Raw genomic sequence first — 14,109 nt, 5'->3', positions numbered from 1 at the left:
CAAGCGCATCCGTGCGGCTTGAGTCAGCTGGGGGCTGTTTAGTGCTCGTCGCCTCCTTTCTCCGGCGCCGGGCTGCCGGCCTGAATGCGTTTGAAAATTTCCTCGCGGTGCACCTGTACATCTTTTGGTGCATCGATGCCAATCCTCACTTGCATCCCTTTGACGCCCAGAATGGTGACTTTGATGTCATCGTTGATGACGATGCTTTCGCCAACCTTGCGGGTGAGTATCAGCATGTATTTCTCCTTGGTAACGTAAGTTGCCTTGCAGGCGTTGCCCGCACAAGCCGGGATCACACGGAGGTGTTTCCCTCTTTCCCTTCATTAAAGACGCTTTCGGCGGATATTAATTCCCCCGAACACAGATTCTGTAGTGAGTCTTTAGTCGCAGGTGCCGATTGGCTGGACAAGCGATCCCGAACAGCGAGTGCTGCTCGTACCCGCAAGCATAGGGGTGTTGAAGGAATATGGGAAATTTCTCTGCGTGATATAGGAAGTAGGTTGCGCTGAATGCCTTTTCAAGTGGGGCTCAGGGTTTGTAGAAATTGCGCCAGGGCCACTTCTTCGGCCTCCAGTCCTTTGCGCGTGCGTGCCCGAGGCAATGTAGCCAATGCACCCTGGGTGAAGTGCTCGAACAGTGCCGGGTGAATGTAACAGCGTCGGCACACTGCCGGGGTGTTGCCCAGACGGCTGGCGACCTGTTTGACGGTTGCGACGATCTGGCGCCTGGCTTCCTGCTCCGGTTGCCACGCAAGCTGGCGCAGCAAGCTCAAAGCCAAGGCACTGGCGGCCCAGGTGCGGTAGTCCTTGGCGGTAAAGTCGCTGCCGGTGAGGGCTTGCAGGTAGGCGTTGACGTCAGCCGAGCCGATGCTGTGGCGCTGACCCTGTTCGTCCTGGTACTGGAACAGGTCCTGGCCGGGCAGGTCCATGCAGCGTTTGATCAGGTTGGCCAGGCGCCGATTGTTCAGAGTCACCCGGTGCTCGATGCCGCTCTTGCCGCGAAAGCAGAAACGTATGGCACTGCCGGCGACCTTGACGTGACGGTTGCGCAGGGTAGTCAGGCCGTAGGATTGATTGTCGCGCGCGTACTGGTGGTTGCCGATGCGGATCAGCGTGCTGTCGAGCAGACTGACCACCAGGGCCATGACCTTTTGCCGATCAAGCCCCGGACGGGCCAGGTGGCTGTCCAGTTGCTGGCGAACTTTGGGCAGCAGGCTGGCGAAGTTCAGCATGCGCGAGTACTTGTGGCTGTCGCGAAAGCTGCGCCAGTCGCCATGGTAGCGGTATTGCTTGCGCCCGCGAGCATCGCGGCCAGTGGCTTGCAGGTGGCCTTGGGCGTCGGCGCAGATCCACACATCGGTGTAGGCCGGAGGAATCGCCAGGGCCGAGATTCGCTCAAGGGTAAGCGGGTCTTTGACCCGGGTGCCCTGGGCATCCAGGTAGATGAAACGGCCGCGCAGCATCTTGCGTCGCAGGCCTGGCTGGGAGTCATCGACATAGTGCAAGGCGGCGGGCAGGGCGGGCTCGGGCATGGTACAGGTCCGGTGGCGGGGCTTGTACTATGGACCGCAGGCTCAGCCCAACAGTGCCACCGACTTGATCTGTGCCCACAGCGCCTGCCCGGCGTGCAGCTTGAGCTGGTCGGCGGAGTAGCGGGTAATGCGCGCCAGCAGGGTGGTGCCGGCGGCGTCCAGGCTGACCAGCACATGGGCGCTGTTGTCGGCCGGGCGGTGGTGGCTGACGGTGACCGGCAGGCGATTGAGGATGCTTGACTGCTGGTCGGCGCCCAGGCTCAGGCTCACATCACGCGCCTGTACCTTCAGACGCAATGGCATGCCGACGGCCAGCGGCTCGTGGGCGACGCGCAGTTGCAGGTCACTGTGCGGCAGTTGCAGGCTGAGTAGTTGATAGTCGCTGTCGTAGGCACTCACCTTGCCCTCTATGATCACCCCGGCGTCATCGCCCTGGGCCAGCGGCAGGTCGAGGCGCGCAAGGGTGGCGGCGATCGGGCCGCTGGCCTGGACCTTGCCGTGTTCGAGCAGCACCAGGTGATCGGCCAGGCGTGCGACTTCGTCCTGGGCATGGCTGACATAGATCAGCGGGATCTCCAGTTCGCTGTGCAGGCGCTCCAGGTACGGCAGGATCTCGCGCTTGCGCGGGCCATCGAGGGCCGCCAGTGGTTCGTCCATCAGCAGCAACTGCGGACTGCTCAGCAGCGCCCGGGCAATGCCCACGCGTTGAGCTTCGCCGCCGGAGAGGGTCGCGGGTTTGCGTTCGAGCAGGTGTTCGATGCCAAGCAACTCGCAGGCCTGCTCGAGGCTGACCTTGCGCTGCCGGGCGGGGATGCGCTTGTAGCCGAAGGTCAGGTTGGCGTGTACCGACAGGTGGGTAAACAGGCTGGCTTCCTGGAACACATAGCCAATCGGGCGCTGGTGCGGGGCGACGAAATGATCGCGGCGCGAGTCTTGCCAGATCTCGCCATTGACCTCGATGTACGCCTGCGGTGCGCGTTCAAGGCCGGCCAGGCAGCGCAGGCAGGTGGTCTTGCCCGAACCTGAATGGCCGAACAGGGCGCTGATGCCGCGCCCGGGCAATTGCAGGTCGACATCCAGGCTGAAGTCGGCGCGGGCCAGCTGCAAGCGGGCGTGGATCATCGCGGCCATGCTCAGCTCCAGACCGATTTGCTGCGGCGGCTGGAGTACAGCGCCAGTAGCACGATAAAGGAAAACACCAGCATGGCCCCGGCCAGCCAGTGGGCCTGCAGGTATTCCATGGCCTCGACATGATCGAAGATCTGCACCGAAACCACCCGGGTCTTGTCGGGAATATTGCCGCCGATCATCAGCACCACGCCGAACTCACCGACCGTGTGGGCAAAGCCGAGGATGCTGGCGGTGATGAAGCCGGGGCGCGCCAGCGGCAGTACCACATGGACGAACGTGTCCCAGGGGCTGGCCCGCAGGGTCGCGGCCACTTCCAGCGGACGCTCGCCGATGGCGCTGAAGGCGTTTTGCAGCGGCTGTACGACAAAGGGCATGGAATACACCACCGAACCGATCACCAGGCCGCTGAAACTGAACACCACCGTGCCCAACCCCAGCGCCTCAGTGGTCTGGCCGATCCAGCCGTTGGGCCCAAGGGCGAGCAACAGGTAGAAGCCGATCACGGTCGGTGGCAGCACCAGGGGCAGGGCCACCACTGCACCCACCGGCCCGCGTAGCCTCGAGCGCGTGCGCGCCAGCCACCAGGCGATGGGCGTACCCACCAGCAACAGAATCAGCGTGGTCAGGCTGGCCAGTTTGAAGGTCAGCCAGATGGCGCCGAGGTCGCTGGCATCCAGTGGCATCAGATTTGGTAACCGTAGGATTTGATCACGGCGGCGGCTTTCGGGCCCTTGAGGTATTCAACCAGGGCTTTGGCAGCGGCGCTGTCCTTGCCTTTGTTGAGGATTACCGCGTCCTGTCTGATCGGTTCATGCAGGCTGGACGGCACGATCCAGGCCGAACCGCTGCTGACCTTGCCATCCTTGTAGATCTGCGACAGGGCGACGAAGCCCAGTTCGGCATTGCCGGTGGATACGAACTGGAAGGCTTGGGTGATGTTCTGGCCTTCGACGATCTTGCCCTTGGTCGCCTCGCTCAGCTTCAGTTTGTCCAGCACCTGGGTGGCGGCCAGGCCGTAGGGCGCAGCTTTCGGGTTGGCGATCGACAGGTGCTTGAACTGGTTTTTCTTCAGAACATCGCCCTTGGCATCGACATAGCCTTCTTTGGCCGACCACAGTGCCAGGGTGCCGATGGCGTAGGTAAAGCGCGAACCTTTGACAGTGTCGCCTTCGTTCTCGAGTTTTGCCGGGGTGCTGTCGTCGGCGGCGAGGAATACTTGGAACGGCGCGCCGTTCTTGATCTGTGCGTAGAACTGGCCGGTGGCGCCATAGGCAGCAACCAGGGTGTGGCCGGTGTCTTTTTCGAAGTCTTTGGCGATGGCCTGGATGGGCGCGCTGAAGTTGGCGGCGACGGCGACCTGGACCTCATCGGCCCAGGCGCTGTTGAAGGTCATGAAGGTGGCCAGGGCGGCCAGGGCAAAACGCGGTGCGCACTTACTCATGAAAAACAGCTCCACAGACTGAGGGGTAGTCGTTATATAGGTGAATATATAGCGAATACCCGACCAACGGGAAGTACTGCTTCAGCGTTTGAGCTGGGCGAGGGCTTGTTCGGCCAGTTTGCGTGTCAGTTCGCCAGCCGGCAGAGCCTGGCCCAGCCGCAGCGCCTGGCCCGCCCAAAGGTTGCTGAAATCGCTGTTGCCGACCGGCTCGCTGATCGCCCGCAGCGGCATCAAGGCGCCACCGGCCAGGGGGAAGCCTGGCGTCAGCTCACTCATGGGCCCCAGTTCACGCATGATGCGCGTGCCGATACCGCGCGCCGGGCGCCCGGTAAACAGATTGGTCAGCGCCGTATCGCTTGCCTTGGCGCTGTGCAGGGCCTGGCGATGGGCCGCCGAGACCTTGGCCTCTGGGCAGAACAGGTAGGCGGTGCCCAATTGCACCGCCGAGGCGCCCAGGGCCAGGGCGGCAACGATGCCGCGGTGGTCGCCGATGCCGCCGGCGGCGATGACTGGCAGCTTCACTGCATCGACAACCTGCGGTACCAACGCCAAGGTGCCGATCTGGCTATTGAGGTCAGTGCTGAGGAACATCCCGCGATGGCCACCCGCTTCATAGCCCATGGCAATGATCGCGTCGCAGCCGTGATCCTCCAGCCACAGGGCTTCTTCCACCGTGGTGGCGCTGGACAGCACCCTGGCGCCCGTGGCCTTGACCCGTTTGAGCAGGCTGGCCTCGGGCAGGCCGAAATGGAAACTGACCACAGCGGGTTTGAACTCTTCGATCAGGCGACAGGTGGTGTCGTCGAACGGCGCGCGGTTTGACACCGGCGTTGGCGCGTCGAAGTCGGCGCCCAGTTCTTCGTAATAAGGCTTGAGCGCCAACTTCCAGGCCGCATCGCGGGCAGGGTCCGGTTGCGGTGCTTGATGGCAGAAGAAGTTGACGTTGAGCGGGCCACGGCTGGCCTCGGCAAAGGCTTGCAGCTCGGCGCGGAGCTGTTCCGGGCTCAAGGTGGCACAGGGCAAAGAACCCAGACCGCCGGCATTGCTCACGGCAATGGCCATGGCTGAGCCGGTAGAGCCGGCCATCGGTGCCTGAAGAATCGGCAGTTCGATGCCGAGCAGATCGAGCAGGCGGGTGTCCGGCCATGGGCTCATGCCTGGGATTCCTTGTGCTGAGGGGGTTACAGCGCTTTGCTCACTTTGATGTCGGTGATTTTACTGGCGTCTTCGCCGTGCAGCGCTTTCAACGCTGCTTGCACCTGCTCAGGCGCATCACTGCTCATCTGGGCGAAATCGAATCGTTGCGCGCCGTCTAGCTTGTACTTGATGACGTACTTGGTGGTCTGGCTCATGGGCTTATCTCAGCTTCGACGACGAACGGCGAATGAACTTGATGGTGTGGGTGAAGGTCGGCTTGGTCACTGCCGACAGGGCCCGTGGGCCGACGGTGTCGATGGTGATGTTCCAGAAGCCGGTGCTGGGTACGGTGATCTTGGCCGGGAAGTCGACAAAGGCGCCACCGTGGTAGGTGTGACGGCCGCCGTTCTTGAAGCTGCGGAAGTTGGCATCGTTCATCAGGCGGATGTTGCAGCGCTGGGAGCAATGGATGACCACGATGTCATCCTCGTTGAGGTGCTCGCGCTGGTGTACGAATTTCATGTTGCACTCCGCAGGGGATCTGTCAGCAAATCAAAACGATACCATGATGTCGGTTACACTGTCGGCCTTCGTGCCAGACCCAGGATAAAACTGCCAATCAAGGGAGCAAAATGGTCTGCGCGTGGTCCTATCCTTTTTCCGTGGTGGAGGTGTGCTTGATGAAGTGGGTCGTAGCAGCGTTGGCAGTGACGCTGGGTGGGTGTGTCAGTGTCTCGGAACTGGAAAGCAGCCCGGAAACCCTTAATGTGATTTCCGGCAAGAAACCCGAGGAATACGCTGTTTGCGTGCAGCAGCAATTGAGCGAGTCGCGTGGCCAACTGGCGGTTGAAGAGCGCCACGACGGTTTGCGTCTGGTCGTGCCGCAAAAGGTCGGTGCTGGCCCTGCCGCACTGGTGGACATCGACAAGCGTGGTAGCGGCAGCAGCATCAAGCTGTACGAGCGGTTGAACAACTTCCCCCTGCGCCTGGGTGATGTGAAGACTGCGGCGACGCGCTGCATCTCCGGATGACCTCACCTTGAACTAATCGATTCACCTGGCATCTCGCCATTATTCTGCGTTGTAGCTCACGGCGTATAAGCCTACTATTTATAGGCTTATATTTATTAAGCCTAAGCTTATAACAAGAAAATGGAGTCCGTGATGATCCCACTGGATCGAGTCCTGATCAGCAGCCTGCTGCTGTTTTCACTGCCTGCCGCGCATGCCGTCGATGGCCAGAAAGTTTTCACCCAGGGCGGCCAAAACCCGGCCGCCATGGCCTGCCTGGGCTGCCATGGCCCGGATGGCAAGGGTATCGCGCCTGCGGGTTTCCCGCGTCTGGCTGGCTTGCCAGCGGCTTATCTGAGCAAGCAGTTGCATGATTTTCAGAATGGTAGCCGCAAGCACCCGATCATGGAGCCCCTGGCCAAAGCCCTCAGCGTTGAGGAAATCCAGGCGGTAACCGCAGCCCTGGCCGCCATGCCCAGCGAACCGGCCAGCGACAGTCATCGCCAGCAAATGGCCACGAATCCTGCACAAAAACTGGCGCTCTATGGTGACTGGAAGCGCAATATCCCCGGTTGCGTGCAGTGCCACGGCCCAGGTGGTGCAGGTGTTGGCGAGCATTTCCCGCCCTTGGCCCATCAACCTGCGGGCTACCTGGTCGCCCAGCTCAACGCCTGGCGCGACGGCAGCCGTAGCAATGACCCCAACCAGTTGATGGTCGGTGTGGCCAAGGCCATGACCGATGACGAAATAAAGGCCGTGGCCAATTACTTCGCCAACCCCATCAGCCCGGAGGCCAAGCCATGAAGCCGTTGATATTTGCCGCCCTGGCCCTGGCCCTGAGCCTGGGCAATGTCCAGGCAGCGCCGATTGCCATGGAAGACCAGTCGCAGCTCAAGAGCCCACCTGCGGCGGCGGCTAGCTTCACGCCGCCAACGGAAAGCGAACTGCCGGACAACGCTTACGGCAAGATGGTCCGCGATGGCTACGCTTTGTTCGTCGACACCCGTAGGTTGATGCCCGAAAACGTTGGCAACGGCCTTAACTGCAGTAATTGCCATCTGGATCAGGGTCGCCTGGCCAATTCGGCGCCGCTGTGGGGCGCGTACCCCATGTATCCGGCCTATCGCAAGAAAAACGACAAGGTCAACACCTTCGCCGAGCGTATCCAGGGTTGCTTCCAGTTCAGCATGAACGGCAAGCCCCCGGCGGCGGACAGCCCGCAGATGACCGCTTTGTCGGTGTATGCCTACTGGCTGGCGAGCAAGGCGCCCATTGGTGTTGAAAGCGCCGGGCGCGGCTACCCGGAAGTACCGCAATCGGCGCAAGGTTATGACTTCAAACGTGGTGAGCAGGTGTACCAGGCCCAGTGCTCGATTTGCCATGGCGCCAATGGCGAGGGTCAGAAGGTGGCCAAGGACTACGTCATGCCGCCGCTGTGGGGCAAGGATTCCTACAATTGGGGCGCTGGCATGCACAGGATCAACACGGCGGCTTCATTCATCGAGCACAACATGCCCCTGGGCAAGCCTGGCAGCCTGACGGACCAGCAGGCCTGGGATGTAGCGGCCTACATCAATCGGCACGAGCGGCCACAGGACCCACGCTTGGTAGAAGGCTCGATCGAGAAAACCCGGCTGAAGTTTCACGCCAATGATGGTGTGAACTTGTACGGCCAGAAGGTCGATGGGGTGTTGATTGGGCAGGGTATATAGGCTGCCCGATAGCCGAATGCAGGTGCCGGTGGTCACTCACCGGCGCTATATTTAGGGTCCGGGGGAACTATATCCCTGTGGATTTCTCTATCATGGACTCGGCTGCCCGGTGGTGGGGCATTGTAAGGTGACCGCCGCCTGATTAGACTGCGCCGAATTTCGTACGCAAAGCCCTTGTTAAGGACGTATATGATCAAGAAATGCTTGTTCCCGGCAGCCGGTTACGGCACTCGCTTCCTGCCTGCTACCAAAGCCATGCCCAAGGAAATGCTGCCGGTGGTGAACAAGCCACTGATCCAGTACGGCGTTGAAGAAGCGCTGGACGCTGGATTGAACGAGATTTCCATCGTTACCGGTCGCGGCAAGCGGGCTCTGGAAGACCACTTCGACATCAGCTATGAGCTGGAAAACCAGATCAAGGGCACCGACAAAGAAAAGTACCTGGTCGGCATCCGTCGTCTGCTCGATGAGTGTTCGTTCTCCTACACCCGCCAGACCGAAATGAAAGGCCTGGGCCACGCGATCCTCACCGGTCGCCCGCTGATCGGCGACGAGCCGTTCGCAGTGGTGCTGGCTGACGACCTGTGCGTCAACCTCGACGGTGACGGCGTACTCAAGCAAATGGTCAAGCTGTACAAGCAGTATCGCTGCACCATCGTTGCCATCATGGAAGTCGACCCGCAGGAAACCAGCAAGTACGGTGTGATTGCCGGTGACCTGATCGGTGACGATCTGTACCGTGTACGCAACATGGTCGAGAAGCCAAAGCCTGAAGATGCGCCGTCGAACCTGGCGATCATCGGCCGCTATATCATGACCCCGGACATCTTCAAACTGATCGAAGAAACCGAGCCGGGCAAGGGTGGTGAGATCCAGATCACCGACGCCCTGATGAAGCAGGCTCAGGATGGCTGCGTGATTGCCTACAAGTTCAAGGGCAAGCGTTTCGACTGCGGTGGCGCCGAAGGCTACATCGAAGCGACCAATTTCTGCTTCGAGAACTTCTACAAGACCGGCAAGGCTTACTGAGCCGCTGGTTGTCTGAGAAAGCCACCTTCGGGTGGCTTTTTTGTTCCCGGCGCGTGAGTCGGGGTATGCTGACGGCCTGGCAAGGAGACTGAAATGGCCTACGATTTTGATCTGTTCGTGATTGGTGCCGGGTCTGGTGGTGTGCGCGCTGCGCGCTTTGCCGCAGGCTTTGGTGCAAAAGTGGCGGTAGCCGAAAGCCGCTACCTGGGTGGCACCTGTGTCAACGTCGGCTGTGTGCCGAAAAAACTGCTGGTCTATGGCGCGCACTTTGCCGACGACTTCGAGCAGGCTGCAGGTTTTGGCTGGTCGCTGGAAGACGCCCAGTTCGACTGGGGCCAGTTGATCGCCAACAAGAACCGTGAAATCGAGCGGCTCAACGGTATCTACCGCAACCTGCTGGTCAACAGCGGGGTGACACTGCTCGAAAGCCACGCCAAGCTGACCGGCGCCCATGAAGTGGAAGTCGATGGTCAGCGCTACAGCGCCGAACACATCCTCATTGCCACTGGTGGCTGGCCGCAGATCCCGGACATCCCGGGCAAGGAGCTGGCGATCAGCTCCAATGAGGCGTTCTACCTGAAGGATCTGCCCAAGCGCGTGCTGGTGGTCGGCGGCGGTTACATCGCCGTGGAGTTTGCCGGGATCTTCCAGGGGCTGGGCGCCAGCACCTCACTGCTGTACCGCGGCGACCTGTTCCTGCGCGGCTTTGATGGCAGTGTGCGTGAGCACCTCAAGGAGGAGCTGGAAAAGCGTGGCATGGACCTGCAGTTCAACAGCGATATCCAGCGTATCGATCGCCAGGACGACGGCAGCCTCAAGGCCACCCTCAAGGATGGCCGCGAACTGTTCACCGACTGCGTGTTCTACGCTACCGGCCGACGGCCGATGCTCGACAACCTTGGCCTGGAAAACACCGGTGTCGAGCTCGACCCGCGTGGCTTCATCCGCGTTGATGACCTGTACCAGACCACTGCGCCGTCGATCCTGGCCATTGGTGATGTGATCGGCCGCGTGCAACTGACCCCGGTAGCCCTGGCCGAAGGCATGGCCGTGGCCCGGCGCCTGTTCAAGCCTGAACAGTACCGCCCGGTGGATTACCAGAACATACCTACCGCCGTGTTCAGCCAGCCGCCAATCGGTACCGTCGGCCTGAGCGAAGAGCAGGCGCTGGAGCAGGGCTACAAGGTGCAGATCTTCGAAAGCCGTTTCCGGCCGATGAAGCTGACCCTGACCCAAGTGCAGGAAAAGACCCTGATGAAGCTGGTGGTCGATGCCGATACTGATCGCGTGCTGGGTTGCCACATGGTCGGCCCCGACGCCGGCGAAATCATCCAGTGCCTGGGCATCGCTCTCAAGGCCGGGGCAACCAAGCAGCAGTTCGACGAGACCATTGGCGTGCATCCTACGGCGGCGGAAGAGTTCGTAACCCTGCGTACGCCTTCGCGTTAAGCGTCGCTCCAATCGCGGGGCAAGCCCGCTCCTACAGTACGTGTAGGAGCGGGCTTGCCCCGCGATAGCTTCAAACCTTCTATTAATAATCCAGCCTTATAGCCAAAACCAATCAACAACATGAGCTTTGCCAATGAGCATTAATCCAATCCATTGGCTACGATTCTCCCATCAGTTTTTTCAACCCCTGAAGGAGCGTCACTCATGCCTATCATCAACAGCCAGGTCAAACCGTTCAAAGCTACCGCTTACCACCAGGGCAAGTTCGTCGAAGTTTCGGATGCCGATCTCAAAGGCAAATGGTCCGTGGTGTTCTTCTACCCGGCCGACTTCACCTTCGTCTGCCCGACCGAGCTGGGCGACCTGGCTGACAACTACGCGCAGTTCAAAGACCTGGGCGTGGAAATCTACGGCGTGTCCACCGACACCCACTTCACCCACAAAGCCTGGCACGACACTTCGGACACCATCGGCAAGATCCAGTACCCGCTGATCGGTGACCCGACCCACGTCATCTCGCGCAACTTCGACGTGCTGATCGAAGAAGCCGGTATCGCTGACCGTGGCACCTTCGTGATCAACCCGCAAGGCCAGATCAAGATCGTCGAACTCAACGACGGTGGCGTAGGCCGTGACGCCAGCGAGCTGCTGCGCAAGGTCAAGGCTGCCCAGTACGTTGCCGCTCACCCAGGCGAAGTCTGCCCGGCCAAGTGGAAAGAAGGTGAAGCCACCCTGGCGCCATCGCTGGACCTGGTCGGCAAGATCTAAGACCGTGAGCCAGCCGAGGGCGGTGGTCTACCGCACCTGACGTTGTCACCGCCCCGCAAAACGCCCGGGCGCTTTCGCCCGGGCGTTGTTATTTCTACCGTTTGAAAAAGGAATCGCCCGTATGTTGGACGCCACGCTTAAAACTCAGTTGAAAGCCTACCTGGAGCGGGTCACTCAGCCGATCGAGATCGTTGCTTCCCTCGATGACGGCGCGAAATCCCGCGAATTGCGCGACCTGCTGGTGGAAATCGCCGGCCTGTCGAACCTGATTACCCTGCGTGAAGATGGCAGTGACGCCCGTCGCCCGTCGTTCTCGCTCAATCGCCCGGGCGCTGACATTAGCTTGCGTTTTGCCGGCATCCCCATGGGCCACGAATTCACCTCGCTGGTGCTCGCCCTGCTGCAGGTCGGCGGACACCCGTCCAAGGCCAGCGTGGAGGTTATCGAGCAGATCAGCGCGCTCAAGGGTGAATTCAACTTTGAAACCTATTTCTCGCTGTCGTGCCAGAACTGTCCGGACGTGGTCCAGGCGCTGAACCTGATGGCGGTGCTCAACCCCAACATTCGCCACGTCGCCATCGACGGTGCGCTGTTCCAGGCCGAAGTCGAAAGCCGCAAGGTCATGGCCGTTCCCAGCGTTTACCTCAACGGCGAAGTGTTCGGCCAGGGCCGCATGGGCCTGGAAGAGATCCTCGCCAAGCTCGACAGCAGCGCCGGCGAGCGTCAGGCCGAGAAGATCAACGCCAAGGAGGCCTTCGACGTGCTAGTGGTCGGTGGTGGCCCGGCCGGCGCTGCAGCGGCGATCTATGCCGCGCGTAAAGGCATCCGCACCGGTGTTGCAGCCGAGCGTTTCGGCGGCCAGGTGCTCGACACCATGGCCATCGAGAACTTCATCTCGGTGCAGGAAACCGAAGGGCCGAAACTGGCCATGGCCCTTGAGGAACACGTCAAGCAGTACGACGTCGACATCATGAACCTGCAGCGCGGTGAAGCGCTGATCCCGGCCACCGACGGCGGCCTGCACGAAGTGCGCCTGGCCAGCGGCGCCTCGCTCAAGGCCAAGACCGTGATCCTTGCCACCGGTGCACGCTGGCGCGAAATGAACGTACCGGGCGAGCAGCAGTACCGCAGCCGTGGCGTGGCCTACTGCCCGCACTGTGATGGGCCGCTGTTCAAGGGCAAGCGCGTGGCAGTGATCGGTGGCGGCAACTCGGGGGTGGAAGCGGCGATCGATTTGGCCGGTATCGTCGCCCAGGTGACCCTGATCGAATTCGACGGTCAACTGCGTGCTGATGCAGTGCTGCAACGCAAACTGCACAGCTTGCCGAACGTGAAGGTGATCACCAGTGCGCAGACCACCGAAGTGCTCGGCGATGGCGAGAAGGTCAACGGCCTGCGCTACAAGGACCGCAACAGCGATGAGCTGCATGACCTCGCGCTGGAAGGGATCTTCGTGCAGATCGGTCTGCTGCCCAATACCGACTGGCTCAAAGGTACGCTCGAGCTGACCCCGCGTGGCGAGATCATTGTCGATGCCCGCGGCCAGACCAACCTGCCGGGGGTGTTCGCTGCCGGTGACGTGACCACGGTGCCGTACAAGCAGATCGTGATTGCGCTGGGTGAGGGGGCCAAGGCTTCGCTGGCGGCCTTTGACCACCTGATTCGGACCTCGGCGCCGGCCTGACCGGCCTTATCGCGGGGCAAGTCCGCTCCTACAGTGTTATGTGGGAGCGGGCTTGCCCCGCGATCGCGTCAATGCGCCCCAGCAGCCTTGTTCAAATCACTCGGGGCCCATTGGCTGTACACACAGGCATCCGCCACCGCCCAGCGCACCTTGACGCTATCGCCCGGCTGCATCGGCATCCCCGCCGCTGACAGCGCCTTGACCGTCATCGCCGTACCGCCGCGGGTCACCACGCTGCAGGTCTGGCTCTCGCCCAGGAACAGCACTTCCCCGACCCTCGCCGTTACCTCGTTCCAGCCCGCAGGCAAGGCCTCGCGCGCCGCTTGCTCGACACTCAGGGCCAGGGCTTTTTCCGGGCGTACCATCAGCAGCACCTCCTGACCCTCAGCCAGCCCCGGCGTCAACCGCATCGCCAGCGGCTGCCCCTCGAAACTCGCTGCGCCATTGCCATGGGCCTTGACCCGCAGGAAGTTGGAGTTGCCCAGGAACGAGGCGACAAAAGCATTCGGCGGGTTCTGGTAGAGGTCATAGCCTGTGCCCAGGCCGACGATCTTGCCGTGGCTGAAGATGGCGATGCGCTGGGACAGGCGCATGGCTTCTTCCTGGTCGTGGGTGACATAGACGATGGTGATGCCCAGGCGCCGGTGCAACTGGCGCAGTTCGTCCTGCAGGTCTTCGCGCAGCTTCTTGTCCAGCGCCCCCAGCGGTTCGTCCATCAGCAAAATGCGTGGCTCGTACACCAGCGCCCGGGCAATGGCCACCCGCTGTTGCTGGCCGCCGGAGAGTTGCGCCGGGCGGCGTTGGGCAAAGCTGTCCAGTTGCACCAGCTTGAGCATGGCGTCCACTTGCCGGTCGCGTTCGGTGGCGCTGCGCTTGCGGATGGCCAGGGGGAAGGCGATGTTGTCGCGCACCGACAAGTGCGGGAACAGCGAGTAGCGCTGGAACACCATGCCGATGTCACGCTTGTGCGGCGGCACGTTGACCAGCGAGGCGCCGTTGACCAGGATCTCGCCGCTGCTCGGCGTTTCGAAGCCGGCGAGCATCGACAGCGTGGTGCTCTTGCCCGAACCGCTGGAGCCGAGGAAGGTGAGGAACTCACCGTCCTGAATGTCCAGGCTGATGTCGTCGACGGCGGCAAAGTCGCCGTAATGCTTGTTCAGGTTGCGCAGGCTGACCAGGGGCCTGGCCTGTTGTTTCTCAGAGAGGACTGCACTCAT

At 61.5% G+C, this 14,109-nt stretch carries 16 protein-coding genes; 7 read left to right on the top strand and 9 right to left on the bottom strand.

Annotated elements, in window-relative coordinates; genetic code table 11:
• Window positions 1-38: 38 nt before the first annotated feature.
• From csrA to EXN22_RS15955, 8 genes are all read right to left on the bottom strand, one after another.
• A complete protein-coding gene (csrA, locus tag EXN22_RS15985; protein WP_010223936.1) occupies window positions 39-236 on the bottom strand; it encodes a carbon storage regulator CsrA in 198 nt (65 codons plus the stop codon).
• 281 nt (window positions 237-517) lie between these two features.
• Complete coding sequence (locus EXN22_RS15980; protein ID WP_130264984.1) at window positions 518-1,531, bottom strand: DNA topoisomerase IB; 1,014 nt, start codon at window positions 1,529-1,531, stop codon at window positions 518-520.
• A 42-nt stretch (window positions 1,532-1,573) separates the two neighbouring features.
• Window positions 1,574-2,662, bottom strand: a complete 1,089-nt coding sequence (gene modC, locus EXN22_RS15975) for a molybdenum ABC transporter ATP-binding protein (protein ID WP_130264983.1) — start codon at window positions 2,660-2,662, stop codon at window positions 1,574-1,576.
• 2 nt (window positions 2,663-2,664) lie between these two features.
• A complete protein-coding gene (modB, locus tag EXN22_RS15970) occupies window positions 2,665-3,345 on the bottom strand; it encodes a molybdate ABC transporter permease subunit (protein WP_130264982.1) in 681 nt (226 codons plus the stop codon).
• On the bottom strand, window positions 3,345-4,103 hold the full coding sequence (gene modA / locus EXN22_RS15965) for a molybdate ABC transporter substrate-binding protein (RefSeq protein ID WP_130264981.1): 759 nt from the start codon (window positions 4,101-4,103) through the stop codon (window positions 3,345-3,347). Before modA ends, modB begins: the two co-directional genes overlap by 1 nt.
• Before the next feature lie 81 nt (window positions 4,104-4,184).
• A complete protein-coding gene (locus EXN22_RS15960) occupies window positions 4,185-5,258 on the bottom strand; it encodes an NAD(P)H-dependent flavin oxidoreductase (protein ID WP_130264980.1) in 1,074 nt (357 codons plus the stop codon).
• Window positions 5,259-5,284: 26 nt separating this feature from the next.
• Entirely contained in the window at window positions 5,285-5,455 is a 171-nt protein-coding gene (locus tag EXN22_RS26185) for a hypothetical protein (RefSeq protein ID WP_165392219.1), read from the bottom strand.
• A 4-nt stretch (window positions 5,456-5,459) separates the two neighbouring features.
• The gene (locus tag EXN22_RS15955) at window positions 5,460-5,762 is read right to left on the bottom strand and encodes a DUF1883 domain-containing protein (protein ID WP_038995738.1); all 303 of its coding nucleotides are present in this window, start codon (window positions 5,760-5,762) and stop codon (window positions 5,460-5,462) included.
• Between the two features lie 158 nt (window positions 5,763-5,920).
• On the opposite strand from EXN22_RS15955, the gene EXN22_RS15950 reads away from it, so the two are divergent.
• The 7 genes from EXN22_RS15950 (at window position 5,921) to ahpF (ending at window position 12,892) form a co-directional block, all read left to right on the top strand.
• The gene (locus tag EXN22_RS15950) at window positions 5,921-6,271 is read left to right on the top strand and encodes a hypothetical protein (protein WP_130264979.1); all 351 of its coding nucleotides are present in this window, start codon (window positions 5,921-5,923) and stop codon (window positions 6,269-6,271) included.
• 132 nt (window positions 6,272-6,403) lie between these two features.
• Window positions 6,404-7,054 (top strand): c-type cytochrome, encoded by a 651-nt coding sequence (locus EXN22_RS15945; RefSeq protein WP_130264978.1) that lies wholly within the window; start codon window positions 6,404-6,406, stop codon window positions 7,052-7,054.
• A complete protein-coding gene (locus tag EXN22_RS15940; protein WP_130264977.1) occupies window positions 7,051-7,962 on the top strand; it encodes a c-type cytochrome in 912 nt (303 codons plus the stop codon). The genes EXN22_RS15945 and EXN22_RS15940 overlap by 4 nt, the downstream gene beginning before the upstream one ends.
• Window positions 7,963-8,151: 189 nt before the next feature.
• Entirely contained in the window at window positions 8,152-8,991 is an 840-nt protein-coding gene (galU, locus tag EXN22_RS15935) for a UTP--glucose-1-phosphate uridylyltransferase GalU (RefSeq protein ID WP_130264976.1), read from the top strand.
• A 93-nt stretch (window positions 8,992-9,084) separates the two neighbouring features.
• Complete coding sequence (gene gorA, locus EXN22_RS15930; RefSeq protein WP_130264975.1) at window positions 9,085-10,440, top strand: glutathione-disulfide reductase; 1,356 nt, start codon at window positions 9,085-9,087, stop codon at window positions 10,438-10,440.
• Between the two features lie 204 nt (window positions 10,441-10,644).
• Window positions 10,645-11,208 carry an alkyl hydroperoxide reductase subunit C gene (gene ahpC, locus EXN22_RS15925; protein ID WP_130264974.1) on the top strand — a complete coding sequence of 188 codons (564 nt, stop codon included), beginning with the start codon at window positions 10,645-10,647 and terminating at the stop codon, window positions 11,206-11,208.
• Between the two features lie 121 nt (window positions 11,209-11,329).
• A complete protein-coding gene (gene ahpF / locus EXN22_RS15920; protein WP_130264973.1) occupies window positions 11,330-12,892 on the top strand; it encodes an alkyl hydroperoxide reductase subunit F in 1,563 nt (520 codons plus the stop codon).
• Window positions 12,893-12,960: 68 nt separating this feature from the next.
• On the opposite strand, the gene EXN22_RS15915 is transcribed toward ahpF, so the two are convergent.
• Window positions 12,961-14,109 carry an ABC transporter ATP-binding protein gene (locus tag EXN22_RS15915; protein ID WP_130264972.1) on the bottom strand — a complete coding sequence of 383 codons (1,149 nt, stop codon included), beginning with the start codon at window positions 14,107-14,109 and terminating at the stop codon, window positions 12,961-12,963.

Origin of the sequence: Pseudomonas tructae, assembly GCF_004214895.1 — a bacterium.
Taxonomy (GTDB): domain Bacteria; phylum Pseudomonadota; class Gammaproteobacteria; order Pseudomonadales; family Pseudomonadaceae; genus Aquipseudomonas; species Aquipseudomonas tructae.
This window is presented reverse-complemented; position numbering and strand designations above follow the sequence as displayed.

What these genes read in the sequence shown, in the direction of transcription:
- csrA (WP_010223936.1), bottom strand. Translation starts at nt 236, where the DNA reads ATGCTGATACTCACCCGCAAGGTTGGCGAAAGCATCGTCATCAACGAT.
- EXN22_RS15980 (WP_130264984.1), bottom strand. Translation starts at nt 1,531, where the DNA reads ATGCCCGAGCCCGCCCTGCCCGCCGCCTTGCACTATGTCGATGACTCC.
- modC (WP_130264983.1), bottom strand. Translation starts at nt 2,662, where the DNA reads ATGGCCGCGATGATCCACGCCCGCTTGCAGCTGGCCCGCGCCGACTTC.
- modB (WP_130264982.1), bottom strand. Translation starts at nt 3,345, where the DNA reads ATGCCACTGGATGCCAGCGACCTCGGCGCCATCTGGCTGACCTTCAAA.
- modA (WP_130264981.1), bottom strand. Translation starts at nt 4,103, where the DNA reads ATGAGTAAGTGCGCACCGCGTTTTGCCCTGGCCGCCCTGGCCACCTTC.
- EXN22_RS15960 (WP_130264980.1), bottom strand. Translation starts at nt 5,258, where the DNA reads ATGAGCCCATGGCCGGACACCCGCCTGCTCGATCTGCTCGGCATCGAA.
- EXN22_RS26185 (WP_165392219.1), bottom strand. Translation starts at nt 5,455, where the DNA reads ATGAGCCAGACCACCAAGTACGTCATCAAGTACAAGCTAGACGGCGCG.
- EXN22_RS15955 (WP_038995738.1), bottom strand. Translation starts at nt 5,762, where the DNA reads ATGAAATTCGTACACCAGCGCGAGCACCTCAACGAGGATGACATCGTG.
- EXN22_RS15950 (WP_130264979.1), top strand. Translation starts at nt 5,921, where the DNA reads ATGAAGTGGGTCGTAGCAGCGTTGGCAGTGACGCTGGGTGGGTGTGTC.
- EXN22_RS15945 (WP_130264978.1), top strand. Translation starts at nt 6,404, where the DNA reads ATGATCCCACTGGATCGAGTCCTGATCAGCAGCCTGCTGCTGTTTTCA.
- EXN22_RS15940 (WP_130264977.1), top strand. Translation starts at nt 7,051, where the DNA reads ATGAAGCCGTTGATATTTGCCGCCCTGGCCCTGGCCCTGAGCCTGGGC.
- galU (WP_130264976.1), top strand. Translation starts at nt 8,152, where the DNA reads ATGATCAAGAAATGCTTGTTCCCGGCAGCCGGTTACGGCACTCGCTTC.
- gorA (WP_130264975.1), top strand. Translation starts at nt 9,085, where the DNA reads ATGGCCTACGATTTTGATCTGTTCGTGATTGGTGCCGGGTCTGGTGGT.
- ahpC (WP_130264974.1), top strand. Translation starts at nt 10,645, where the DNA reads ATGCCTATCATCAACAGCCAGGTCAAACCGTTCAAAGCTACCGCTTAC.
- ahpF (WP_130264973.1), top strand. Translation starts at nt 11,330, where the DNA reads ATGTTGGACGCCACGCTTAAAACTCAGTTGAAAGCCTACCTGGAGCGG.
- EXN22_RS15915 (WP_130264972.1), bottom strand. Translation starts at nt 14,109, where the DNA reads ATGAGTGCAGTCCTCTCTGAGAAACAACAGGCCAGGCCCCTGGTCAGC.